17 protein-coding genes and 1 pseudogene are annotated in these 25,274 nt (G+C 48.7%); all 18 read right to left on the bottom strand.

Features of this window, described 5'->3' with window-relative positions:
• Positions 1-37: 37 nt before the first annotated feature.
• Positions 38-913: an Hsp33 family molecular chaperone HslO gene (hslO, locus tag HGO97_RS17870; protein WP_216244291.1), complete on the bottom strand. Its 876-nt coding sequence runs from the start codon at positions 911-913 to the stop codon at positions 38-40.
• Complete coding sequence (locus tag HGO97_RS17865; protein ID WP_246597564.1) at positions 913-1,641, bottom strand: class I SAM-dependent DNA methyltransferase; 729 nt, start codon at positions 1,639-1,641, stop codon at positions 913-915. The genes hslO and HGO97_RS17865 overlap by 1 nt, the downstream gene beginning before the upstream one ends.
• 173 nt (positions 1,642-1,814) lie before the next feature.
• Positions 1,815-3,515 carry an AAA family ATPase gene (locus HGO97_RS17860; RefSeq protein ID WP_216244289.1) on the bottom strand — a complete coding sequence of 567 codons (1,701 nt, stop codon included), beginning with the start codon at positions 3,513-3,515 and terminating at the stop codon, positions 1,815-1,817.
• A gap of 80 nt (positions 3,516-3,595) precedes the next feature.
• Positions 3,596-4,783, bottom strand: a pseudogene (locus HGO97_RS17855) (ArsA family ATPase).
• Positions 4,784-4,796: 13 nt separating this feature from the next.
• Positions 4,797-5,060, bottom strand: a complete 264-nt coding sequence (locus HGO97_RS17850; protein ID WP_216244288.1) for a hypothetical protein — start codon at positions 5,058-5,060, stop codon at positions 4,797-4,799.
• On the bottom strand, positions 5,057-6,244 hold the full coding sequence (locus HGO97_RS17845; protein WP_216244287.1) for an ArsA family ATPase: 1,188 nt from the start codon (positions 6,242-6,244) through the stop codon (positions 5,057-5,059). Before HGO97_RS17845 ends, HGO97_RS17850 begins: the two co-directional genes overlap by 4 nt.
• A gap of 108 nt (positions 6,245-6,352) precedes the next feature.
• The gene (locus HGO97_RS17840) at positions 6,353-6,847 is read right to left on the bottom strand and encodes a MarR family winged helix-turn-helix transcriptional regulator (RefSeq protein WP_216244286.1); all 495 of its coding nucleotides are present in this window, start codon (positions 6,845-6,847) and stop codon (positions 6,353-6,355) included.
• 145 nt (positions 6,848-6,992) lie between these two features.
• Positions 6,993-8,207, bottom strand: coding sequence for an LL-diaminopimelate aminotransferase (locus HGO97_RS17835; RefSeq protein WP_216244285.1), 1,215 nt, complete (start codon positions 8,205-8,207; stop codon positions 6,993-6,995).
• 70 nt (positions 8,208-8,277) lie between these two features.
• Entirely contained in the window at positions 8,278-9,756 is a 1,479-nt protein-coding gene (gatB, locus tag HGO97_RS17830; protein ID WP_216244284.1) for an Asp-tRNA(Asn)/Glu-tRNA(Gln) amidotransferase subunit GatB, read from the bottom strand.
• Complete coding sequence (gatA, locus tag HGO97_RS17825; RefSeq protein ID WP_216244283.1) at positions 9,753-11,261, bottom strand: Asp-tRNA(Asn)/Glu-tRNA(Gln) amidotransferase subunit GatA; 1,509 nt, start codon at positions 11,259-11,261, stop codon at positions 9,753-9,755. Before gatA ends, gatB begins: the two co-directional genes overlap by 4 nt.
• An 11-nt stretch (positions 11,262-11,272) precedes the next feature.
• Entirely contained in the window at positions 11,273-11,566 is a 294-nt protein-coding gene (gatC, locus tag HGO97_RS17820; protein WP_216244282.1) for an Asp-tRNA(Asn)/Glu-tRNA(Gln) amidotransferase subunit GatC, read from the bottom strand.
• Positions 11,567-11,610: 44 nt separating this feature from the next.
• Positions 11,611-12,942 carry an aspartate--tRNA(Asn) ligase gene (aspS, locus tag HGO97_RS17815; RefSeq protein WP_216244281.1) on the bottom strand — a complete coding sequence of 444 codons (1,332 nt, stop codon included), beginning with the start codon at positions 12,940-12,942 and terminating at the stop codon, positions 11,611-11,613.
• A gap of 98 nt (positions 12,943-13,040) precedes the next feature.
• Positions 13,041-13,595 carry an ANTAR domain-containing response regulator gene (locus HGO97_RS17810; protein ID WP_216244280.1) on the bottom strand — a complete coding sequence of 185 codons (555 nt, stop codon included), beginning with the start codon at positions 13,593-13,595 and terminating at the stop codon, positions 13,041-13,043.
• 26 nt (positions 13,596-13,621) lie between these two features.
• The gene (gene glnA, locus HGO97_RS17805) at positions 13,622-14,944 is read right to left on the bottom strand and encodes a type I glutamate--ammonia ligase (protein ID WP_216244279.1); all 1,323 of its coding nucleotides are present in this window, start codon (positions 14,942-14,944) and stop codon (positions 13,622-13,624) included.
• A gap of 257 nt (positions 14,945-15,201) precedes the next feature.
• Positions 15,202-16,686, bottom strand: coding sequence for a glutamate synthase subunit beta (locus HGO97_RS17800; protein ID WP_216244278.1), 1,485 nt, complete (start codon positions 16,684-16,686; stop codon positions 15,202-15,204).
• Positions 16,655-21,244: a glutamate synthase large subunit gene (gene gltB / locus HGO97_RS17795; protein WP_216244277.1), complete on the bottom strand. Its 4,590-nt coding sequence runs from the start codon at positions 21,242-21,244 to the stop codon at positions 16,655-16,657. The genes HGO97_RS17800 and gltB overlap by 32 nt, the downstream gene beginning before the upstream one ends.
• Positions 21,245-21,258: 14 nt before the next feature.
• Positions 21,259-22,896, bottom strand: coding sequence for a CTP synthase (locus HGO97_RS17790; protein WP_216244276.1), 1,638 nt, complete (start codon positions 22,894-22,896; stop codon positions 21,259-21,261).
• 72 nt (positions 22,897-22,968) lie between these two features.
• Positions 22,969-24,372 carry an amidophosphoribosyltransferase gene (purF, locus tag HGO97_RS17785; protein WP_216244275.1) on the bottom strand — a complete coding sequence of 468 codons (1,404 nt, stop codon included), beginning with the start codon at positions 24,370-24,372 and terminating at the stop codon, positions 22,969-22,971.
• Positions 24,373-25,274 lie beyond the last annotated feature (902 nt).

Genomic DNA, 25,274 nt, shown 5'->3' with positions numbered 1-25,274 from the left:
AATACTGATTCTTCTTCACTGATTTTCTCTTTGCCTTTTATCTGCTCTTCTTCAAGAGTTCTTTCAGCTCATCCACCGTATAATTATAAGCCGTATTGCAGAAATGGCACTTCACTTCGATATCTTCCCCATCATCGATCATGGACTGGATATCTTTCTTTCCGATACTGATGATCGCCTTCTCAATCCGCTCCTTGGAGCAGTTGCAGTAAAACTGTGCCGGGAGGGTATCCACGATCTCAACATCCAGCCCTTCCAGAACCTGGTCAAGCATCTCTTCTGGTGTGTGTCCGTTGTCCAGCATGGCAGTCACAGACTGGATCTTCTGGATATTTTCTTCCAGCTTATTTAAGACCTCATCCTCGATAAACGGCATGACCTGGACGATAAATCCGCCTGCACATCTTACGGTATTGTCCTTTTCCATCAACACTCCAAGTCCCACAGAGGACGGTACCTGCTCGGATGTAGCAAAATAATACGTCAGATCTTCCGCGATCTCCCCTGTCTGAAGAATAGTCTGCCCGGAATATGGCTCTTTGAGTCCCATATCCTTAATAACATTCAAAAATCCTGGTCCAAGTGCACCGCCTACATCCAGCTTGCCATTCTTAGGTGGAAGAAGGACATCCGGATTGTTCACATATCCCTTCACATTCCCCTGGCTGTCCGCAGTGACTGTCATACCGCCAATCGGTCCGCCGCACTGCACCTGCAGTGTCAGGACATCTGTCGGGTTCTTCATCATACTTCCCATCATCACGCCGCCTGTCAGCAGTCGTCCCAGCGCCGCCGTTGCCACCGGGCTGGTATTGTGGTGCTGTCTTGCCTGCTCCACCAATTCTGTCGTAGATGCCGCAAACGCACGGATCTGTGTATTCGCAGCCGTTGCTCTTACAATATAATCTTTCATCACACTTCTCCTTTTTTCACAATCATATAAATCCGTTCACTCGTTTCCGAAGGTTCGTCTCTTGTAAACGCGTCATAAGCCTTCACCGGCACCATTCCCGCTGACCGGATCAGCTCCTCCATCTCACTGAGTATATATCCTCTCTGATAATGCGTCTCCTGATACCGCCGGAAAACATCCCCGTCTTCTCCTGACAAATCCTCATCCCGAATGAACAGGCTCAACTCATATTCGTTGATTCGTTCTTCTTCATAATAATAATTATCCCAGATAAAACTGCAATCCTCACGGTTCTCGGCAATCGTCTGTTCCCCGATGACTTCACGGTATTTATAGTCTGTGTTAAAATCAAAAATAAAAAACCCGTCATCATCCAGAAACTCTCCCACATGCCGGAATACTTCACAGAGTTCTTCTGGTTCTGTGATATAATTTACCGAATCACAGATGCTGACAATCGCGCGGGCGCTTCCATACAGATCTAACTCGCGCATATCCTGCATCAGATACAGGATGTCCTTCCCGGATTCTATCTTTTTCTCCATGGCAATGGCAAGCATGTCCGAGGAATTGTCCACACCGATCATGTCATAGCCTTTTTCCGCCAGATACTCTGTCATCGTACCTGTACCACAGCCCAGATCGACTACAAGGCCATCATGAATTCCATATTCCTCAAGCAGCGCGTGCAGATATTCGCCCCATTCCCCGTAGGGTACATTGTCCATGAACGTGTCGTACACAGAAGCAAAGTTGCTGTAGGCACTGGAATTATAAGGGGGCTGAGCATTATTGTTTTCGTTGTTACTACAGTTTGTCTCTTCCATCTTGATTAACACCTCGTCTAAGTTTGCTTTTCGAAAAAAATCCTGCTGCCAGCGAGACAGCGCAAAGTGAACACTTATTTTCTTCCTATTAATACTTCTTTTCCCTTGAATGCAAACCCATATTTACGGATGTGCTTCTCCGGAATTCCTTTATCGATCAGCGCCGATGCATACTGCTTCTCATCTATCTGATTCAATGCAGCGATAACCGTATCCGATAATTCCTTCTCTTCCTCCGTATCCTGCACTTTAAATTCAAATATCATAGCATCCAGACTGGATTTTTTGGGTTCCAGCAATACATCATATCGTCCGAACCCGCTCTCCCGGTTCGAGGTGATATGATAGTTCTCTGCCAGTTCAACGATAAGCCCAAGAACAAAGCCATGGTAAAATCTCTCTGGCTCACTGTGTCCGGAAGCCTTCTGACCGCTGTCAAAGAAGCTAAAAGTCGTCAATGCAACACGGTTCATAAAAAGATTCATTGCTTTTATATCGTCCTGCAGAAGTGCTTTTATAAAATCATTGTAACTGGACGAGGCAGGATGAAACCAACCCTGAACCATTTTTCGGAACATGATTCTCACTTCAAAGTTCGTAATCTGTAATTCGTAAACCTGTTTCCATTCGCCATATTCCTGCCCTGTGATTTCACAGTTTTTCACCCGCAGATAACCACTTGCCAGCAACAGGCTCCAAATTGCATTCTCGTCCAGATCAAGCTGATTATATACAATCTGTTCGTCAATTTCCGTCTTAATTGTTCCGCCTGTAAGGAGCTCTTCAAAGGACTCTTTTACCTGTCTGGAACTTCCCTGGATCAGTTCCCCGATAAGGCTGTTTCCACTTGTATTGGTCCAGTAAGGTCCGGGTTTTCTCTCGTCTAAATAATTGATAATCGACCAGGGATTATAAATATCACTTCGCCCGCCGAAAACAAAGCCATCATACCAGTGTTTTACTTCATCCTTTTTATCCGCCAGTCCGTATTTTTCTAAAGCGGATAACACCTCTTCTTCTGTAAATCCAAATGCAGAAGCATATCTTGAGGAAGTGGTCGTTATCACTTTCAGGTTTTTTAAGTCTGAGAAGATGGACTCTTTACTGACACGGGTAATTCCCGTCAAAAGTGCGCGTTCCAAATACGGATTCGTTTTGAATGTAGCATTGAACATATTACGCATAAAAGAAGTAAGTTCCTCCCAATATCCGTTTACATAGGCCTCCTGCATAGGCGTATCATATTCATCGAGTAAGATAATCACCTTCTTTTCATAATAGCGGGAAAGAAAATCTGACATCTTGTGAATTGCCATTGTTGCAATCGTCTCATCCATATCCATGGTGACACTTCTAAAAAACTTTTCTTCTTCGTCAGTTAAAAAATGTGCGTCTAACAAAAACTCATGCTTATTATATAAATCCGTAATAATCTGTCCAATACGCTGCTTTGTCATTGGAAAGGTACGTTCCTTTACATTGGCAAAGGTAAGGCTGATTACCGGAAATGTTCCCTGCAGTTTCTGAAACTCTTCATGCTGCCAGATATCCAGGCCGTCAAACAATGCACCATGATCAGTATATTTTATAGAAAAAAACTGCTCTGCCATACTCATGGTCAATGTTTTTCCAAAGCGTCTGGGACGGGTAATCAATGTGACATCATCTTTCGTCTCCCACCATTCTCGTATAAATCCTGTTTTATCAATATAAAATGTATCTTTTGTCCTGATTTTTTGAAAATCCTGAAGACCAATCGCGATTGTTCTTGCCATAACTTCACCATCCTTTAGGTATAGGCTTCACCCTGACTGCTTTTGATTTTATAACATTTCCATTATAGCAGATGCCCTTATCATTTCCAATAAAAAGTTCGTTCGCTGTTAAAAACGACAGTCAGCTCTCCCTCTTCAAACTTTGCCCCTGCCACCTCTCTGCCTTTTAAGACATCGGGCAGTGTGAGTCTTCTTCTCTCATTTTTTACTGCGATTATCAGCTCATCGCATCTCTGCTCCAGCTCCAGGTTCTCCTTCTCTGCAAATGTAAGCTTCAGCCTCAGAACATATTCCCCGTCCTCACTGCGCACCAGGGTCATAAAAGAAGCCGGTGCCAGAACCGAGAGGGGATCTTTGTCTCCGTACAGTTTTTTGGCGGTCTCTGTCAGCATTTCTACTCCTCTTAATTCCCGGCAGAGCAGCTCCAGGGTATAGACCGGAATCTGGCCGAAGCTCTCCTTTATCTCCTCCAGATTCTTCTCCTGCAGTGCCTCCCATTTGTGGAAATATCCCTCCAGTGCCTGCTTAGGATAAATCCGGTTCACCATCACCGCATCCACATGATAGCCGAACAGCTGCAGGCAGGTAAAGTTGTGCTTTGCCTCCCGGATCACAATCTTCTCCGGCGTGGTCACAATGCGCAGGCTCACCTCTTCCTGATTGCTCATAAGCTCCTGCAGCTGTCCCAGCTTCCCGGTAAGCACTTCCAGGTCATCAAACACACCCTCTTTGGGCATGGGAACCTTCATCACTTTCTCCACTGCCGGTCCCATTACTTTCGCTGCCTTTCTCTTTATAGGAAGGTATGTCTCCATCACATTTGCGAACTGCTGGGGGAATTTCAGCAGAGAAAGTGTCTCCCCGGTAGGTGCACAGTCCACGATCAGTGCATCATACACTTTTGACTGGTAAATATCCAGAATCTTAAACAGGGAAAACAATTCTTCCAGACCGGGAAATACCAGAAGCTCCTCGGCCTCCAGCCCCTCATTGGCATGTGCGGTAAGCAGTTCTTTCATCTATCCATGAAGCCTTCCCCAAGCCTCCTCCCCTTCTTTCACAGTGTCCACTTCCAGTGCATCCAGATTCTCTGTCACTCTGGTAATCTCCCCAGTTAGAGAGCATTCCAGGGCATCTCCCAGGCTGTGTGCCTGGTCTGTGCTCATGATGCACACTTTTTTCCCTTTTGCTGCCAGCCCGCAGGCTGTGGCTGCTGCGATACTGGTCTTGCCCACACCGCCTTTTCCTGTAAATAGTATGACCCTCATCACGTTTCTCCTCTCACTCTACATGAATCTTCTTGATATTTCCACTGCCGTTTTCCCTGCCGTCCTGCGGCTCCTGATGCTGCTTTCCGTCTGCTCCCGCGGCATTCCTTCCGGTCAGCTTTTCTATAGCGTCAAATGCCAGTTCCTCAGCCATGGCGGCTGTCTCCCTTATGATGACCTTTAGATGCCTCTGCGCTGTATCAGGCATGAGTGCCAGAAAAGCTTCCTCTTCATATTTTTTTGCCAGTAACATATTTTCTATAAATTTCTGGTTCATAAGCCGCTCCTTTCTTCTTTCCGAAAATCCACGTAAAGGGTCTGTTCCTGAATCCCTGCGGAAGAGATCTCCCATCCCCGCAGGGTATTGGGAATGGGGATATTCCTCTTGAAATTTCCCACCTTTAAGATGACATCTGTGGCAGACTGATAGACCTGCAGCTTTTCCTTTTTAAGAAGTGGGACTGGCAGCAAAAGCCGGTAACCCGTGTCCGTCTTCCCATAGCACTCTCCTGCCTGGTGTTCTATAATTGAGAATACAGGATGCCCTGCAAGTACCTCACGGCACACTCTGTCCAAAGCCTCCAATCCGCGGAGTTCACTGTCATACCAGGGGATCGACAACATAGGGATTCCCTGAAACACCTCCTTTAATTCCTGAATATACCTTCCTTGTATCTCCTCCCATTCCCTGAAAAAAGGATTATCCGCCTCCTCTGGTAAAACTCTGTTCAGATAAATTCCGTCCACATAATATCCATACAGGTTCAGGTACATATAATTGCGCTTTGTCTCCTCCACCACCATCTTTTCCGGCAGGGTGACCAGACGCAGGGAAGTCACCTCCCGGTCCTTTAAAAGCTCCTGCAGCTTTATCAGGCGCACAAACATTTTCTCAATTTCACTCATCGCCGTCTTGTCAGGAAGCTGGATTTTAAACAGCTTATTCGAAACAGGCGACAGCACCCTCATCGCTGCCTTACCTATGGGAAAGAATTTCTCCATATACCAGCAGAACAGCTCCGGCATCTTCAGCATAGAAAGCGTCTCCCCTGTGGGCGCACAATCTATGATAATCCTCTGATATTCCCCCTGCTCATAGAGATCCAGTATCTTCAGAAGCGCAAAAAGCTCATCCATCCCGGGAATCATCACCGTATCGCCCAGAGAGACCTCCTGCTTTTCACTTCCCTGGGACAGCATCGCTGTAATCGACTCACCCAGATGGGCGTATTCATGTTCCAGCATATAATCCGGGTCGATCTCCAGACCGTAAAGGTTCTCCGTGATCTGCACTTCCTCCCTTCCTACGGGACACTGAAACAGATCACTGAGATTGTGTGCCATATCGGTACTCACCAGCAGGGTCTTCACACCCTCGCCTGCTGACAGTCTGGCATGTGCCGCTGCTACACTTGTCTTGCCTACACCGCCCTTACCTGTAAAAATCAAAATCCTTGCCATAGTTTCTCCTCTCTTTTTGCTTCTTCTTACTTCTTCTTTTTATTTCCTCTTTCGAATAGTTCTTTCCTCGAAGTATTTTTTAAAAAGAAAGAGCTGCAAAGCTCCTTCTTATTCAATATGGATTTTTCTGACTTTCTTCTCCGGTTTTACATCCCTTTGGTCTTCTCCTGGTTCTTCCAGGGCCACAGCCAGCTTTTCTAGGATTCTTGTTCCCCACTCCAGTTCTTCTGGTGTCAGGGTGCCAAGCAGCCTCTGCCCATAAATCAGGAACTCCTGCATACTGTCCTTTAGGCAGGCTTTTCCCTTATCTGTCATACCGATTGTCACCACCCGCTTATCCTCGTGGCTCCGCTCTCTGCTCACCAGTTCCTTCTTTTCCAGGCGGTTGATGATTCCGGTTGCCGTATTCAGAGGCACCCCCACATAATCTGCAATCTGTGTCATATTGGCCTGCCCTCTCCGGTATAAAAAGAGAAGCGCAAACGCCTCATTCTTAGAGCAGTTCATCAAGGCGTTTGACCAGGTCTGGGGGGAAATCAGTGCCTTGATCCTGTCGATATACTGGAAAATCCAATCTTCCATCTCTGCCATTGTAAATTCCATACGCCACCTCATCTGACAATACCGCGTACTGTGAACGGCATCCTTTCAAATACTTCTTTCCTCGAAGTATTTTAAGTATACCCCTGGCGGGTGGTCCTGTCAAGCAGCTTTTGGCACATTCACACAGCCCAGTCTGAACAACGGCCTATAATCTGCTGATCCTGTCAATCGCTTCTTTTGTGTCTTCATAGCTTCCAAAAGCGGTCAGCCGGAAATATCCTTCTCCATGAGCGCCAAATCCGCTCCCGGGCGTTCCTACTACTTTTGCCTTCTCCAGCAGGTAATCAAAGAATTCCCAGGATGTCATGGAATCCGGTGTTTTCAGCCAGATATAAGGGGCATTGACGCCACCGTACACGGCATATCCGGCCTCCTTCAGTCCTTCGTATATAACTCTTGCGTTGCGCATATAAGCTGCGATCTGCTCTTTTAACTGTATTTGTCCCTCCAGGGAATATACTGCCTCACCCGCACGCTGTACAATGTAAGGCGCACCGTTGAATTTTGTCCCATGACGTCTCGCCCACAGGTCATGGAGCCTGACGCCATCACGCACGAGTTCCTTTGAAATCACCGTGAATCCCAGACGTACGCCTGTAAATCCGGCGTTCTTTGAAAAACTGCGAAGTTCTATGGCACAGGTCCTGGCACCCTCACATTCGAAAATACTGTGTGGAATTCCCTCCTCGGAAATATATGCCTCGTAGGCTGCATCATAGATAATGACCGCCCCGTTTAAGTTGGCATAATCCACCCATTTCTGCAGCTCTGGCTTTGTAATTGCAGAGCCTGTCGGGTTATTCGGAAAACACAGGTAGATCAGGTCCGGTACTTCTTTTGGAAATTCAGGCAGAAATCCATTTTCTTCTCTGCATGGCATGTAGATGATTCCATGGAAGTTTTCGTTTTTCTCACAGTAACTGCCGCTGCGCCCTGCCATCACATTCGTATCCACATAGACCGGGTACACCGGATCACATACAGCCACCTTGTTGTCCAGGCCGAATATCTCCTGTATATTGCCGGAATCACTTTTCGCTCCATCTGAGATGAAAATCTCATCCGCCTCAATCTGGCATCCCCGGCTTTGATAATCATGCCTGACAATTGCATTACGCAGGAATTCGTAGCCCAGATCAGGAGCATATCCATGAAATGTTTCTGCATGTGCCATCTCATCCACCGCTTTGTGCAGGGAGTCGATAATCACAGGTGCCAGAGGCTGGGTCACATCACCGATTCCCAGACGGATAATTTTTTCCCCCGGATGTGCCTCGCAGAACGCTCCCACCTTCTTTGCAATATTGGAAAACAAATAGCTCTCCTGCAGCTTTAAATAATTTTTATTGACTGTAACCATCTATCTCGTACCTCCTTTGTTCCTATTCTTCATTATTCTGATTCACACCTTTATTTATTCCCTTATTGATTCATTCTTTCGCTTTTCTCTTTTCAATCCCGGCTTTTTCAATCCCAACTTTTTCAATCCCGGCTGCAAGGCTCTTCCTTACACTTTCCGGATTTGCTTTTCCCTGCATCTCCTTCATGACTTTTCCCACAAAAAATCCCATGACCTTCTCCTTGCCATCAAGCAGCTCTTTCAGCGGCCCTGGATTTTCGTCCAGTACTTTTTGTATGACTTCATTGAGACGTCCCAGGTCCTCTACGATTTTTAATCCTTTTTCTTCTATATAAATGACCGGATCAATATCCTGATCAAAAATCCGTTCAAATACTTTCTTTGCATTCTGGGAATTGATTTCTTTTCTTTCCAGCATGGAAAGCAGATCTGCCAGATGTTTTGGGGTAAACGATATTTCTTCCGGTTCCATGCCTCTTTCTTTCATCAGCCTCAGAACCTCTACCATGAACCAGTTGGAGGTCTTCTTTGCATTTCCGAAGCTTACGGCAGTCTCCTCGAACAAAGAGGCCAGTGACCTGGATTCTGTAAGGATTTCTGCATCGTAAGCCGGCAGTTTGAACTCTTCCTGATAGCGCTTCATTTTCTCTTCCCTGAACTCTGGCAGGGACTTCCTGATTGTTTCAAGCCATTCGTCTGAAATCTGCACCGGAGGCAGATCCGGGTCCGGGAAATAGCGGTAATCTCTGGCATCTTCCTTGGAACGCATGGCAAAGGAGGCCTCCTTGTTGTCATCCCAGCGTCTTGTTTCCTGAATGACAGCCTTTCCCTCCTCAAGAAGCTCGATCTGGCGTTCGCTCTCCCCTTCGATTGCCCTTGCAATGGCTTTAAAAGAGTTCAGATTCTTCATCTCCGTACGGATGCCAAGGCTCTCACTTCCGGCCTCGCGCACAGACAGATTCACATCCACACGCATGGAGCCTTCCTGGAGTTTACAGTCGGACACACCCGCATACTGCATGATACAGCGCAGCTTCTCCAGATAAGCGATAACTTCCTGGCTGTTTCTCATATCCGGCTCTGATACGATTTCAATCAGCGGGACACCGCTTCGGTTGTAATCTACCAGGGAACAGTCCGCCCATTCATCGTGGATGAGTTTCCCGGCATCCTCCTCCATATGCATTTCATGGATTCGTACCTTTTTCTTTCCTGTATCCGTCTTAATCTCCACCCAGCCATCCTGGCAGATTGGGATATAAAGCTGGGAAATCTGGTAGTTCTGCGGGTTATCAGGATAGAAATAGTTCTTTCTGTCAAACTTGCAGGTCTGATTGATCCTGCAGTTCGATGCAAGACCTGCCCTTAATGCGAACTCCACGACCTTTTTGTTGAGGACCGGAAGTGATCCGGGCATTCCCGTACATACGGGACAGGTATGCGTATTGGGTTCTTTGCCGAACTCAGTGGAACAGCCGCAGAATATTTTCGTTTTCGTAGCAAGTTCTACGTGAACCTCCAGTCCAATGACCATCTCATATTGTTTCATACCTTTGCATCTCCTTTCGCAATTTCAGGAAATACTACCTGCTTTTTCTCACTTCCGAATCTGATAAATGCCTCTCGTCTTTTCTCGTATGCATGTGCTGCGCGCAGGATTTTCTTTTCCATAAAGCAGTCCCCGATCATCTGTAATCCGATCGGAAGGCCCGCCTTATCTTTTCCACAGGGAAGACAGACCGCAGGCAGTCCTAAGAGGTTGACTGCGACTGTATAAATATCGCCCAGGTACATGGCAAGCGGGTCCTTTAGGCTCTCCCCAAGGCGGGGAGCCGTATATGGTGCTGCCGGGGCCAGGATCACATCATATTTTTCAAAGGCACGGTCAAATTCCTGTTTCATCACGGCTCTTGCTTTGAGCGCCTTCAGATAATAGGCATCGTAATAACCAGAACTTAATACAAAGGAGCCCAGCATGATCCGGCGTTTTACCTCTTCTCCAAATCCTTCTGTCCTTGTTTTTTTATACATGTCATGAAGTCCGTCATATTCTCTGGCCCTGAAGCCATATTTGACACCGTCAAAACGTTCCAGATTGGAGCTTGCCTCCGCAGAAGCGATCACATAATATGCCGGAATCATAAACTCTGTCGTCTTAAGTGAAATAAACTCTACAATGGCACCCATTTGGACCAGCTCCTCCAACACCACCATAAATGCGGACCTGACCTCAGGGGATAGGCCTTCTGTCAGGTACTCCTTTGGTACTGCAAATCTCATTCCTTCGATTCCTCCCCCCAGAGCCTGTGAAAAACATAGATCCTCCCTCTGTAGAGAAGTGCTGTCTTTGGGGTCATATCCAGAGATGACCTCAAGCAGTGCTGCACAGTCTGCCGTATCTTTCCCGACCGGGCCGATCTGGTCCAGTGAGGATGCGTAGGCTACCAGCCCATAACGTGACACAGTTCCATAAGTAGGCTTTATTCCTGTGACACCACAGAATGCGCTCGGCTGACGGATGGAGCCTCCGGTATCGGAGCCCAGTGCCAGATACGCTTCTGACGCTGCCACAGCTGCACAGGAGCCCCCTGACGAACCACCCGGGACATGATCTGTATTCCTGGGGTTTCTTGTAACGCCAAAAGCAGAAGTCTCCGTGGTACTCCCCATAGCGAATTCATCCATATTTGTCTTTCCTATGATGACCATTCCCGCTTTTTCCAGACGTTCGATTACCTCGGCCTGATACCAGGGAACAAAGTTTTCCAGGATTTTCGATCCACAGGTGGTTCTTTTTCCCTGTATACAAATATTATCCTTCACAGCAATCGGGACGCCGCAAAGCGGACCGGAATATTTCCCCTCTGCCATTCCCTTTTCCACCTGAGCTGCCCTTTCAAAAGCCTCCTCTTTGTAGAGATCCAGGTATGCGTGTATGGTTCCCTCTTTTCTCTCAATCTGTTCAAAAACAGCTTTCACTCCATCCAGGACACTCACCTGTCCCTGCCTTATCTTTTCCGCCAATTCCAAGGCTGTCAATGTTTCCAGACCCATCTGTCCCCCTCCTATCCTATCGTTTTCGGCACCTGAAACTGTCCGTCTTTCTTTTCTGGTGCATTCCCAAGCAGGGCATCCCGGTTGTCCTGGCTGGTAATTACATCCTCTCTGAAGATATTATGACTTGGGAAAAGATGCGACAGAGGCTTAACACCGCTGGTATCCAGTTCATTCAGTTTTTCCACATAATCCAGCATTCTCTGCATCTCCTCCTTTGCCTTTTCCTTTTCTGCTTCTGAAAGTGTCAGCTTTGCAAGAATACAGATATTTTCCATTGTTTCATCATCTATCTTTTTTACCATGTTTCCCCTCCCTGTTTCTTCGTTTTCTTACACTTTTGTCTCTGCTATGGCTCCAGCCGGTTCATATACCGTGGGAACAGGCAGGTCTCTTTTACGTTGTCCTCGCCGATAAGCTGCATGGTCAGACGCTCCAGTCCGATTCCCAGCCCTCCGTGAGGAGGCATACCATATTTAAAGGTATCCAGATACTGCTCCATTCCCTCCTCTGACATTCCCCTGTCCGCAATCTTTTTCCTGAGAGTCTCATAGTCATGGATTCTCTGTCCCCCGGTGGTGATTTCCAGACCCCGAAACAAAAGATCAAAACTTAAAGTATACCTCTCATCCTCAGGATCATCCATTGCATAAAAGGGACGCTTTTTAGAAGGATAATGTGTCACGAATACAAAATCAGATCCATACTCTTCCTTAAAATACCTGCCGATCAGGCTCTCTTCCTCCGGTTCCAGATCATAGGGGTTCCTGATCTTCCGGTGATATTTCTCAGCTGCCAGCTCCTTGGCCGTGTCAAACCGCACCGCTGGAATTCTGGAGACATCCGGCAGCTTTATCTTCAAGATAGAAAGTTCCTTCTCATAATCTTTTTCAAGCAGCTCCATCGCATATTTGAGGAATCCTGTCTCCATCGCCATGATTTCCTCAAAGCTGTCAATATAGCCCATCTCAAAATCCAGGCTCGTATATTCGTTCAGATGCCGCTTTGTGTTGTGCTTTTCTGCCCTGAATACGGGTCCGGTCTCAAATACTCTGTCGAAAACCCCTGTCATCATCTGCTTGTAAAACTGAGGGCTTTGTGCCAGCACCGCCGGTTTGTGGAAATATGCAAGCTTGAAGACATTTGCACCGCCCTCCGCTCCTTTGGAACCAATCTTCGGTGTGTGTATTTCTGTAAATCCCTGGCCGTAAAGATAGTCCCGAAATGCCCTTGCAAGCGCCTCCTGGATTTTAAACTTTGAACGCTCCCGCACGTTGCGCAGGGAAACGGTGCGGTAATCCAGCTTTGCTTCCAGTGAGGTGTTCAGTTTCCATTTATCGATCGCAATTGGGAGCGGTTCTGCCGGAACAGATAATATTTCCAGCTTACAGATGCACAGTTCTCTGTTGTGAGGAGCACGCTCTTCCTTGAGAAGTACGCCTTTTACCCTGACTGTCATAGCCTCCCTGATCTGATGGATGGAAAGATCTGTCTCCTTCTTTTCAAGCACACACTGAAACAGCCCTTCCTTTTTCCGCAGAATAATAAATGCCACATCCCCCATATTCCTGATGCTGTGAATGGCACCGTCCACGCAGACTTCCCTTCCCAGCATCTTCTCCGACATTAAGACGTCCCATCCGCACGTCTCCTTTTCCCATGTTCCATCTATAAATTCCATGTTTTTTTCCTCCATTTATAAAAAAAACTGGCATACCCGAAAAAATCCAGGTATGCCAGGATTGGATATTCAGGTTACGCCCTTGTAACCAAAACCAATTATTCAATTTCATCAAGCATGAGCATCAGTACCATCTGAGCTGTCTCCACCATGTTCGTCCCCGAATTCATACTGGATTTCTGGATATAGCGGAATGCCTCCTCCTCGCTCAAATGATTTCTCTGCATCAAAAGCATTTTGGCATTGGAAATATAATTCTGCTCCTTTGCCGAACGCGCCTTTGGCTTTTTCTTTCTCCTGCGCTGCCTGCGTTCGATCTGGTTGAGCATCATATCCACCGTGTTCACAAGATCTCTGGCTTTCAGCGGCATTTCCAGTGACAGGACTGACTGGGGCATATCATTTATGACTCTGGAGGACGCAAGGAGCAGAAGTTCAAAATAGTCCGGCAGGCAGTCTGCCAGCTCACTGTAAGACATATCGCAGAGACGGTAACCGCAGATCAGAATCCCGCAGTCCAGTTCGGACATCTTTGCCAGTGCATGGGAACCTGTGCTGCAGACAGAGGCCGCAGGAAAACCGTACCTGCTTAAAATCGTACGGATTTTCTTCCCATCTTCTATTTTGGGTAGTGCAATCACAATGCTGCTCATAAAATGCCACTCCTCTTTTGCCCCATTTATATACGGTAAAGGTACTCCTCAAGCTCCCATTTCGTAATCTCTGTTGTATACCTCATCCACTCTTTTTTCTTTGCCGCGGCATACTCTTCACAGAATTCTCTGCCCAGGATTTCCTTTATCCAGCTGCTTTCCTCGAACAAGGTTATCGCTTCTTTCAGATTTTCAGGAAGCTTCCCAAGATCCTCTCCTTTTTGCCCTTCTTCAAAACCAAGGCTGTCAGAAGCCTCGACTGGCTTAAGCTTCTTACGGATACCATCAAGTCCTGCTGCCAGGCAGACTGCAAATACAAGGTACGGATTTGCCGACGGATCCGGGCTGCGCAGTTCAATCCTCGTCTCATCCCCCCGCGGGTCCGAAATCCGCACCAGCGAATCCTGGTTGTTCTTCGTCCAGGTAAGCTTCGTAGGTGCTTCATATCCGGGCACCAGACGCTTATAGGAATTCACAAGTGGATTCGTGATCAGCGCCATCTCTTTGCTGTGGGCCAGAAGCCCGCCTGCAAAGTAATAAGCCTCATCACTTAACTTCTCCGGGTTTTCCTGATCCTGGAAAATGTTCCGTCCATTTTTAAACAGAGAAAAATGTAGATGCATCCCGGAACCGTTCGCCTCTTTCTTCGGCTTCGGCATAAAGGTCGCGTGCAGTCCATGCCGCTTGGCAATGATTCTGACTGCCATTTTAAAGGTCATAAGACAGTCTGCCATTTTCCTGACTTCCCCATACTTAAAATCGATCTCGTGCTGGGCAGGTGCCGTCTCATGGTGGGAGGATTCCACTTCATATCCCATGTCCTCCAGAGTAAGGACCATATCCCGTCTCGCATTTTCCCCCAGGTCCAGCGGACTGATATCCAGGTATCCCGCCTGCTCGTGGGTCACTGTGGTCGGCATTCCGTTGTCATCCGTATGGAACAGGAAGAACTCACATTCCGGGTCAACATAACAGGTATACCCATCAGCCAGTGCAGCATCCACGGTCTTCTTCAGGATATATCTGCTGCTGCCCAGATAAGGTGTGCCATCGGGGCGGCAGATATCACAGAGAAGCCTTGCCACCTTCCCCTGCTGCGGCCGCCATGGAAGCACACTGAATGTATCCAGGTCCGGGCGCAGGTACATATCCGGTTCTCTCTCCCCTGATATCCCCGCAATAAAGGAACAGTCTATAAGATACTCATGATTCAGCGCACGCTCAAGCTCACGAGCTGTTATAGCAATATTTTTCAGAGTACCGAACATATCGGTAAACTGCAGACGGATGAATTCCACGTCTTCCTCCTCTGCCATGCGTAAAATTTCTTCTGTGGTATAATTCCCCATAATATTCTCCTTATCGATCCTCAATGTATTCACCTGATAAAGTTTCGCTTATTAAGAAAAGGCGCACTTCTGACAGGAAAACCTCTCAAAAGAACGCCTTTGTTCATGCAGGTATTATAAAACACTGATGAAGCCATGTCAATCCTTTTTTTATTATAAACGTAACTATTCAGCCATTAAGCTCGATTCCGCAAAGACCGCTTCATCTCGCTTTGGCTGAACGCTGTACAAATATCCCCGCATGGCTGAATAGTTACCTATAAATTCGTATACCCCATCAGCGATTCATCCACCGCCCGGGCCGCTTCTCTTCCTTCGCGGATGGCCCATACAACAAGGGACTGCCCTCTTCTCATATCTCCTGCCGTGAAGATACGTGAGACGAACGTCTCGTATTCTCCGTCCTTTGTCCTCACATTACTGCGCTCATCCACCTCTACGCCAAAGGCATCTGTCACATATTTTTCACTGCCTGTGAATCCGGCAGCGATCAGCACCAGATCGGCTTTTACGACTTCTTCTGTCCCTTCCTGCGGCACCATCATTTTTCTGCCGGTTTTCTTGTCAGTTTCGCTTTTCAGCCTGATCAGCTTTGCTTTGCTTACGTGTCCCTTTTTATCCGGGATAAACTCTGCCACTGTTGTCTGGTAAATTCTCGGATCATGCCCGAATACTGCAATCGCTTCTTCCTGACCGTAATCCGTCTTGAGTACCTTCGGCCACTGCGGCCACGGATTGTCACTGGCACGCTCCTGTGGGGGCTTGGGCATCATCTCAAGCTGGGTCACGGACGCGGCACCGAGCCGGATGGCAGTTCCCACACAGTCATTTCCTGTGTCTCCGCCCCCAATTACAATGACATGCTTTCCTTTTGCAAGTTCATAAGGAATCTTCTCAAAATTGGAGTCCTGGAGTTTTTTCGTTACGCGGCTTAAAAAATCTACTGCGAAGTAAATCCCTTCGGATTCTCTTCCCGGCACCTGAATGTCTCTGGGCTTTGATGCACCGCAGGCGAGGATGACTCTGTCAAACTTTTTCATAAGCTCCTCTGCCCGGATGTCTACACCGATATTTGTACCAGTCACAAAGTTCACGCCCTCTTCTTCCATCAGACGGACTCTTCTGTCCACCACAGACTTTTCCAGCTTCATATTCGGGATTCCATAGCGTAAGAGACCGCCGATCTGGTCGCTTCTCTCAAACACTGTGACGCTGTGTCCTCTCCTGTTGAGCTGCTGTGCAGCTGCAAGCCCGGCAGGACCGCTTCCTATAACGGCAACGCTTTTTCCGGTACGCACCTTCGGAATCTTCGGTACGACCCAGCCCTGTTCAAAAGCAGTCTCAATGATTGCTCTCTCATTCTCTTTTGTAGACACAGCTTCCCCATCCAGATTACAGGTACAGGCGGCTTCGCACAACGCCGGACAGACACGGGAGGTGAATTCCGGGAAACTGTTCGTCTTGATCAGCCTGAGATACGCCTGTTTCCAGTTGCCTGTATAGACCAGGTCATTGGTCTCCGGCACCAGGTTGTGAAGCGGACAGCCGGATGCCATCCCGCCGATCATCATCCCTGACTGGCAAAAAGGAACTCCGCAGGCCATGCACCTTGCCCCCTGCTGCTTTTGTTTTTCCCTGTTCAGAGGGATTTTAAATTCTTTAAAATTCTGAATCCTGACTTTGGGCGGCAGAACACACGCCGTCTCTCTTTCATACTCTAAAAATCCTGTTGGTTTTCCCATGGTCTCCTCCTTCATGTTTCACTCCGATACTTTCATAAAATGCTTCCATCTGTGCCTGCTCGGTATTCAGCCCCTTTTCCTCCAGTTTTGCACTCAAAATGAGCATCTTCTTATACTCGTTCGGAATCAGTTTCTTAAATCTCGGAAGATATTCTTCAAAATCAGCCAGTATCTTTTCTCCCAATTCAGAACCCGTGGCTTTCACATGGGCATCAATCAGATCGTAAAGTTCTTTTTTATCATATTTGTTTTCCACCGTTTCGATGGAAATCATCGCTTTATTCACATTTTTATAAAGTTCGTTCTCCATGTCCAGAACATAGGCCGCACCGCCGCTCATTCCAGCAGCAAAGTTCTTTCCGGTCTTTCCAAGAACAACCACCCGGCCGCCTGTCATGTACTCACAGCCGTGTTCGCCCACTCCTTCTACTACTGCGTTCGCACCGGAGTTACGCACGGCAAAACGTTCGCCTGCCACACCGCCGATAAATGCGCAGCCGCTGGTTGCTCCATAAAGGGCTACATTTCCCACAATGATATTTTCCTCTGGCTTATAGGATGCTTTTTTCGGGGTACGGACAATCAGCTTTCCGCCGGACAGCCCTTTTCCGAAATAGTCATTACTGTCTCCCTCCAGCTTTAAGGTCAGCCCGGCCGGGATAAATGCGCCAAAGCTCTGGCCGCCTGCACCTGTACAGTTCACAATGATGGTATCCTCTGGAAGTCCTTTCTGATGAAGCCGGGTAATCTCAGAGCCAAGCAGCGTTCCAAAAGTACGGTCCGTATTCGTCACCTCAACAGACAGTTCTGTCTTTTCCCCCTGCGTCAGTGCCTTTTTACATTTCTTCAAGAGCACCTTTTCATCCAGTGTATTTTCCAGGCCAAAATGATACTCTTCCCCTGGATTAAATGTAACCTTTGCGTTTCCGGCCCCATAGGGATGATCCAGAATGGCGCTTAAGTCTACCTTTCCCTTATGAGGCTGGCCTGCCACCTGTGATGGCATTAGCAGGTCTGTACGTCCTGTCATCTCATCGATGGTGCGTACCCCCAGACGTGCCATATATTCCCGAAGCTCCTGTGCGATAAAACGCATGAAGTTTTCCACATATTCCGGTTTCCCGCGGAATCTTTTCCTCAGTTCAGGATTCTGCGTGGCAATTCCAACAGGACAGGTATCCTGATTACATACACGCATCATCACGCAGCCCATAGTCACAAGCGGAGCCGTAGCAAACCCAAATTCCTCTGCACCTAACAGCGCTGCGACCGCCACATCCCGTCCGCTCATCAGCTTTCCGTCCGTCTCGATCCGTACCCGGTTCCTCAGACCGTTCTTCAACAGGGTCTGATGCGTCTCTGCAAGCCCAAGCTCCCACGGCAGCCCGGCATTGTGGATGGAGCTTCTGGGGGCGGCGCCTGTTCCACCGTCATAGCCGGATATGAGGATGGTCTGTGCACCGGCCTTGGCAACACCTGCTGCAACCGTTCCTACGCCAGCCTCAGACACCAGCTTCACAGAAATGTCCGCATATTTATTCGCATTTTTCAGGTCATAGATCAACTGTGCCAGATCTTCAATGGAATAGATGTCATGGTGCGGCGGCGGAGAAATCAGGCTGACTCCCGGTGTGGAATAGCGGGTCTTCGCAATCCATGGGTATACCTTTTTGCCAGGCAGATGTCCTCCCTCTCCTGGTTTTGCCCCCTGCGCCATCTTGATCTGAATCTCCCGGGCAGAGACAAGATAACGGCTGGTCACGCCAAAACGCCCGCTTGCCACCTGCTTGATCGCAGAACAGCGGTCCAGTGCACTGCCTGCAGAATCCAGACGTTCCTCGCTCTCCCCGCCTTCTCCGGTATTGGACTTTCCATGGAGACGGTTCATCGCGACTGCCAGAGTTTCATGGGCTTCCTGGGAGATGGAACCATAGGACATCGCCCCGGTCTTGAAGCGCTTCACAATCTCATCCACGCTCTCCACTTCCTCCAGTGGGATTGGATTTTCTGCATATCTAAATTCCATCAGCCCCCGCAGATTTCCGCCGTTCTCCTGGTCAATGAGTTTGGTATACTCCTTGAACATCTCATAATCCCCCCGTTTTGTGGATTCCTGGAGAAGATGGATGGTCTGCGGATGGTAGCGGTGTTTTTCTCCCTGGCTTCTCATTTTATGTACACCCACGCTGTCCAGTGTGAGTTCCGTACTCAGTCCGAGCGGGTCGAATGCCTGGGAATGCAGGCGTTCTACATCGTCCTCGATATCTTCCAGCGTAATTCCTTCGATCCGGCTGACTGTGCCTGTAAAATAGCGGTCAATGACTTCCGAAGAGATACCGACTGCCTCAAAAATCTGGGACCCCTGGTAGGACTGGATCGTAGAAATTCCCATCTTGGATGCAATCTTTACGATTCCGCTGATGACCGCCTGATTATAGTCATTCACTGCTGCATAATAGTCCTTATCCAGCATATTATTATCGATCAGTTCCCGGATCGTCTCCTGCGCCAGATACGGATTGACTGCACTCGCACCATAGCCCAGAAGAGCGGCAAAATGATGGACCTCTCTTGGTTCCCCGGACTCCAAAATAATAGCAAGCGATGTACTTTTCTTTGTTTTCACCAGGTGCTGGTGTACCGCAGAGACCGCAAGCAGAGATGGAATAGCCATATGGTTCTCATCCACTCCCCGGTCAGAAAGGACCAGAATATCTGCTCCCTCCCGAAACACTTTATCCACCTCCACAAACAGCCTGTCAATGGCACGTTCCAGTTTTGTACTTTTATAGTACAACGTGGAGACAACCGCCGTCTTGAAGCCCTTGTGCTGCATATTCTTGATTTTCAGCATGTCCGTATTGGTCAGGATCGGATTGTTGATTTTTAACACCTGACAGTTTTCCGGTTTCTGCTCAAGCAGATTTCCTTCTTTTCCCACGTATACACTTGTGCATGTAACAATCTCCTCACGGATCGCATCGATAGGCGGATTGGTAACCTGTGCGAACAGCTGTTTGAAATAGTCGAACAGCGGGCGGTGCTCCCCGGATAATACAGCAAGCGGTATGTCCGCACCCATGGCGCTGATGCTCTCCGCACCATTTAGTGCCATATTCCGGATAGAAGTGCGGTACTGCTCGTAGGTATAGCCAAATGCCTTCTGGAGTCTTGCACGCTGCTCCTGTGTATATTCAACAGGGCGCTGGTTCGGAATCCTGATATCCTTAAGCTGCAGAAGATGACTGTCAAGCCATTCGCCGTAAGGCTGCTTCTTCGCATAACTTTCCTTTAACTCATTGTCATCGATCACTTTTCCCCGGATGGTATCTACAAGCAGCATTTTTCCTGGATGCAGGCGCTCCTTTAATACGATTTTTTCTTCCGGTACAGGCAGGACCCCTACTTCTGAGGAAAGAATCATATTTCCATCAGAGGTGATGTAATATCTGGACGGTCGGAGTCCATTGCGGTCGAGTACTGCTCCCATCACATCACCGTCTGAGAACAGGATGGAGGCCGGACCGTCCCATGGCTCCATCATGGTTGCATAGTACTGGTAAAAGTCCCGCTTTTCCTGGGAAATCGTTTCGTTGTTGGCCCATGGTTCAGGTATGGTGATCATGACGGCCAGAGGCAGTTCCATTCCGCTCATCACAAGGAATTCCAGCGTATTGTCAAGCATGGAGGAGTCTGAACCGTCCCGGTTCACTACTGGAAGGACCTTGTGAAGCTCTCCTGCAAGATAAGGGGATTCCATGTTCTCTTCTCTTGCAAGCATCTTGTCTGCATTTCCACGGATCGTGTTGATCTCCCCGTTATGTACCATAAAGCGGTTCGGATGAGCCCGCTCCCAGCTCGGATTGGTATTGGTGCTGAATCTGGAATGCACCAGGGCGATGGCGGATTCATAGTCCCCATTCTGCAGATCTTCAAAAAAGGTCCGAAGCTGCCCTACCAGAAACATTCCCTTATATACAATGGTCCTGCTGCTCATGGACACCACATAGGTATTGTCATTACTCTGCTCAAATTCACGCCGTGCGATATATAATTTCCGGTCAAAATCCAGACCCTGATCCAGTTCCTCCGGTTTTTTGATAAATGCCTGCATGATGCACGGCATGCATTCTCTCGCCTTGTGCCCCAGCACCTCCGGTCTGACCGGAACGCTGCGCCATCCCAGAAGTTCAAGACCTTCCTTCTGAATAATGATCTCAAACATCTTTTTCGCCTGGGCACGTTTGATTTCGTGCTGTGGGAAGAAAAGCTGTGCAATCCCGTACTCCCTCTCCTCTCCGACTTCGAAACCTGCCTTCTGACAGGCTTTTTTGAAAAATTTATGGGAAATCTGGAGAAGGATTCCTACACCATCACCTGTCTTTCCTTCCGCATCCTTTCCTGCACGGTGCTCCAGATTTTCTACGATTTTCAGTGCATCCGCTACCGTCTCATGGCTCTTTTTGCCTTTGATATTCACCACCGCACCGATTCCACAATTGTCATGCTCAAACTGGGGACAGTAAAGTCCACTCTTATGTCTTTCCACTTCTTTCATCTCCTTCTCCTTTCTTATTCCCGTTCTTCTTTCTCTTTCCTGCCTTCTTCTCCTGCCTTTTCCACTGCTGCCTGGATAAAACCACGAAACAGCGGGTGTGCATGGTTTGGCCGGGACTTGAATTCCGGGTGTGCCTGGGTCCCGATGAAAAACGGATGCCCGGCTCCCTCCACCATTTCCACAATGCGGCCGTCAGGGGAGGTTCCCACGATATTCAGCCCATTTTCTTTTAATTCACCGCGAAATGTATTGTTCACCTCATAACGGTGTCTGTGCCGTTCCCTGATTGTTTTCTCTCCAAATAGCTGATAAGCCCTGGAGCCTTCCTCCAGCACACAGGGGTAGCTTCCCAGGCGGAGCGTGCCGCCTAAGTCCTCGACCTGCTCCTGGTCCGGCATCAGTGCGATCATCGGATGCCTGGTTCCGGGGTCCAGCTCAATGCTGTTGGCATCCTCATACCCGAGAACATATCGGGCAAACTCCACGATTGCCATCTGCATTCCCAGACAGATTCCCAGATATGGAATCTTATGGGTCCGGGCATAGTGGGCAGCCAGTACCATACCTTCTGTCCCTCTGTTTCCAAACCCTCCGGGAACAAGAATGCCGTCTGCGCTGTAAAGCTTCTGATCCAGATTCTTTTCAGTGAGTTCCTCGGAATCCACCCACAAAAGCTCTACCTTTGCCTTACAGAAAATCCCGCCGTGTTTCAACGCCTCAACCACGCTTAAATAGGCATCATGAAGCTGGATGTATTTTCCCACGATGGCAATCGTGACGCTCTTATCAGGATTCTTTAAGTTCTCCACCATGGATTCCCAGTCACTCAAATCCGGCTCATGGTTCTGAAGGTGCAGGCACTCCAGTACAACCTCCGCAAGCTTTTCCCGTTCCATAGCGAGGGGTGCCTCGTACAGATATTCTACATCCAGATTCTGCAGCACATGGCTGACGGGCACATTGCAGAACAGCGCAATTTTTTCTTTTAAACTGTCCGTCACCGGATATTCGCTGCGGCATACCAGGACATCCGGCTGGATCCCCATTGCCTGAAGCTGTTTCACACTCGCCTGGGTAGGCTTTGTCTTCATTTCCCCGGATGCTTTTAAATACGGAATCAGGGTCACATGGATCAATATGGCATTCTCTCTCCCTACATCCTGCTGGAACTGCCGGATGGATTCGAGAAATGGCTGGCTCTCGATATCTCCCACTGTCCCCCCGATCTCGATAATTGCGATCCTCTCCTCCTTTGAAAACTCTTCCCTGTAAAAACGGCTTTTGATCTCATTGGTAATATGAGGAATGACCTGTACAGTCCCTCCCCCGAAATCTCCATGCCGCTCCTTCTGCAGGACAGACCAGTAGATCTTCCCCGTCGTGACGTTAGAATTTTTATCCAGGTTCTCATCGATAAACCGTTCATAATGCCCCAGGTCCAGGTCTGTCTCCGTGCCATCCTCAGTGACAAAGACTTCCCCGTGCTGGATCGGATTCATGGTTCCTGGATCGATATTAATATAGGGGTCGAATTTCTGCATCGTCACCTGATACCCTCTTGCCTTCAGCAGACGTCCCAGGGATGCTGCCGTGATCCCCTTTCCCAGGCCGGAGACGACTCCGCCTGTAACAAACACATATTTTACTGCCATGTATGGTTTCCTCCTCTGTTTCTTCTACCCGCCTACGGGTTCCCGTGCTTCTTCTCTCTTGATCTGTCTCCTTTAAAGATCCATATATTCCTCAGTCTGATCAGGAATCTCCATGGGATACTTTCCATCGAAACATGCCTTGCAAAGAGGCAGCCCTTTTACCATCCCTTCCAAATAACTGCTCTGCATATATCCCAGGGAATCTGCCCCTATCATCCTGCAGATTTCCTCACTGCTGTGACTTGCCGCTATCAGCTGGTCATTGGATGGAACGTCTGTCCCGAAATAGCAGGGATAGAGAAACGGCGGGGAACTGATCCTCACATGTACCTCTTTTGCACCTGCCTCCTTTAGCATATGAATCAGATTCGTGATCGTCGTTCCTCTGACAATTGAGTCATCTACAAGTACAATCCGTTTTCCCCTGACCACAGGCTTTAGGACACTCAGCTTCAACTGTACACTGGATTCCCGTTCTTCCTGAGTCGGCTTGATAAACGTTCTTCCGATATAGCTGTTCTTATAAAAAGCCAGGCCGAATGGAATGCCAGATTCCTCGGAATACCCTTTTGCCGCTGGAATCCCGGATTCCGGTACACCCGTGACCAGATCCGCCTCCACCGGATAAGATTTTGCCAGAGATTTTCCTCCCCGCAGCCTGGCCTCATAGACGTTCACCCCGTCCATGGTACTGTCGAGCCTGGCAAAATAAATATACTCAAACACACAGTGGGCATGCTGTTTTATTGCAAGCGTCTTATCCGATTTCAGTCCATCCTTCGTAATCGTCAGAATCTCCCCCGGTTCAATATCCCGCACAAACGCCGCCCCCACAGAGGCAAGCGCACAGCTCTCGGATGCCAGCACATATGCATTTCCCCGCTTTCCAAGACACAGCGGCTTTAAGCCATAAGGGTCCCTCACCCCGATCAGCTTCCTCGGACTCATAATGACCAGTCCATAGCCGCCCCTTATTTTCTGGGCCGTCTTTAACACAGCCTCCTCCACCGTTCTGGAATGGACCCGCTCCCTTGCAATGTGAAAAGCTATGACCTCCGAATCTGTCGTCGTATGAAAGACAGCCCCATTCTGGATCAGCTCCCACTTTAACTGCGGCGTATTGATCAGATTCCCGTTGTGCGCAAGCGCCAGCGTCCCCTTCACATAAGAAAGCACCAGCGGCTGCGCATTTTCCGCCACCGAAGCCCCTGTCGTAGAATAACGGACATGCCCGATCCCGATATCCCCTTCCATACTGCGTACCGTATCTTCACGCAGAACCTCACTCACCAGTCCCAGATCCTTATAAAACTGCACATTCCCCCTCTTCCCCGCAGTCCTGGAAACTGCCAGCCCACAGGATTCCTGCCCCCTGTGCTGCAGCGAAGTCAGTCCATAATAAATCGAAGGAACCACATTCCCCCCGTCCAGATCATATATCCCAAACACACCACATTCCTCTTTTATTTCCGCCATTTATTCCCTATCCTCCATTTCTTACCTCGAAAAATTTTCCCCTCATCGTCCTCCTGAGCCTCAGACAACCACACCACCATCGTGCCCACCTGTCGCCCGTACACCACACTGCACATCCTGCCTCAAAGACTTATCTGCATAAAATCATACATTATTCAGCAGCCTCACCACTCCCCGCCCGTAAGCGCATGGATTACAAGATGCCCAACAGACATAAAAAAAGAGGCACTCCAGGTATTCCTGAAGCGCCTTTGCTTACACAGAAATTATAATAAAAGATAAAGATTTGTCAAGAACAAATTTTCCCAGTGACACCCCAGTGACGAGCTTTAGCCTCGTCACGAACGCAGGAATAAAACTCTCCCCCCAACCCAAAAGTCTCTGATTCCGCCCCCCAATTCCCCTTTCCCTACTCCCCCCGTCCCAAACCATCTCCCCCCATCAATTCCATCCGCCGCCCACGCCCAAAAACCCCCGTAACGAGCTTCTCTCCTGACCGGATGAGCCCAGCTGGCGGGGAGATACGATGTGTGCAGGTCCCTGTCCGGAGCGCATATGCCGTTTTACTCGGGCATAAAAGTAAGCCTAGAGGCACTTAATGGCCCAGAACCAGATTTTGCGGATGGAATTTGATGTTCAACATCAAATTCCATTGAGGGCTGAGCCGAGTTTTCATCAAGAAAACTCGGTGAATCCCTCAATTTCCGCAAAATCCGGTTCTGGACCATTTAGTGCCTCTCAGCGAACGACAAGCCCGAAAAAACGGCATATGCGCCCCGGACAGAGACCTGCACACCTCGTATCTCCCCGGCCGCGGGCGCCGCGGCGCCCCCCCCCCGCCACCGCGGGCCCCGGGTGCCGCGGGGGCGGGGGGGGTTTGTTTGTTTTTGACGGGGGGGTGG

The organism is Faecalicatena faecalis (assembly GCF_012524165.2).
Taxonomy (GTDB): domain Bacteria; phylum Bacillota; class Clostridia; order Lachnospirales; family Lachnospiraceae; genus Faecalicatena_A; species Faecalicatena_A faecalis.
The sequence above is the reverse complement of the archived record's forward strand: the minus strand, read 5'-3'. Positions and strand labels throughout refer to the sequence as shown.

What these genes read in the sequence shown, in the direction of transcription:
- hslO (WP_216244291.1), bottom strand. Translation starts at nt 913, where the DNA reads ATGAAAGATTATATTGTAAGAGCAACGGCTGCGAATACACAGATCCGT.
- HGO97_RS17810 (WP_216244280.1), bottom strand. Translation starts at nt 13,595, where the DNA reads ATGAGCAGCATTGTGATTGCACTACCCAAAATAGAAGATGGGAAGAAA.
- gltB (WP_216244277.1), bottom strand. Translation starts at nt 21,244, where the DNA reads ATGAAAGAAGTGGAAAGACATAAGAGTGGACTTTACTGTCCCCAGTTT.
- HGO97_RS17860 (WP_216244289.1), bottom strand. Translation starts at nt 3,515, where the DNA reads ATGGCAAGAACAATCGCGATTGGTCTTCAGGATTTTCAAAAAATCAGG.
- HGO97_RS17835 (WP_216244285.1), bottom strand. Translation starts at nt 8,207, where the DNA reads ATGGTTACAGTCAATAAAAATTATTTAAAGCTGCAGGAGAGCTATTTG.
- HGO97_RS17790 (WP_216244276.1), bottom strand. Translation starts at nt 22,896, where the DNA reads ATGGCAGTAAAATATGTGTTTGTTACAGGCGGAGTCGTCTCCGGCCTG.
- gatB (WP_216244284.1), bottom strand. Translation starts at nt 9,756, where the DNA reads ATGAAACAATATGAGATGGTCATTGGACTGGAGGTTCACGTAGAACTT.
- aspS (WP_216244281.1), bottom strand. Translation starts at nt 12,942, where the DNA reads ATGGAATTTATAGATGGAACATGGGAAAAGGAGACGTGCGGATGGGAC.
- HGO97_RS17840 (WP_216244286.1), bottom strand. Translation starts at nt 6,847, where the DNA reads ATGGAATTTACAATGGCAGAGATGGAAGATTGGATTTTCCAGTATATC.
- HGO97_RS17845 (WP_216244287.1), bottom strand. Translation starts at nt 6,244, where the DNA reads ATGGCAAGGATTTTGATTTTTACAGGTAAGGGCGGTGTAGGCAAGACA.
- purF (WP_216244275.1), bottom strand. Translation starts at nt 24,372, where the DNA reads ATGGCGGAAATAAAAGAGGAATGTGGTGTGTTTGGGATATATGATCTG.
- HGO97_RS17850 (WP_216244288.1), bottom strand. Translation starts at nt 5,060, where the DNA reads ATGAACCAGAAATTTATAGAAAATATGTTACTGGCAAAAAAATATGAA.
- gatC (WP_216244282.1), bottom strand. Translation starts at nt 11,566, where the DNA reads ATGGTAAAAAAGATAGATGATGAAACAATGGAAAATATCTGTATTCTT.
- gatA (WP_216244283.1), bottom strand. Translation starts at nt 11,261, where the DNA reads ATGGGTCTGGAAACATTGACAGCCTTGGAATTGGCGGAAAAGATAAGG.
- glnA (WP_216244279.1), bottom strand. Translation starts at nt 14,944, where the DNA reads ATGGGGAATTATACCACAGAAGAAATTTTACGCATGGCAGAGGAGGAA.
- HGO97_RS17865 (WP_246597564.1), bottom strand. Translation starts at nt 1,641, where the DNA reads ATGGACAATGTACCCTACGGGGAATGGGGCGAATATCTGCACGCGCTG.
- HGO97_RS17800 (WP_216244278.1), bottom strand. Translation starts at nt 16,686, where the DNA reads ATGGGAAAACCAACAGGATTTTTAGAGTATGAAAGAGAGACGGCGTGT.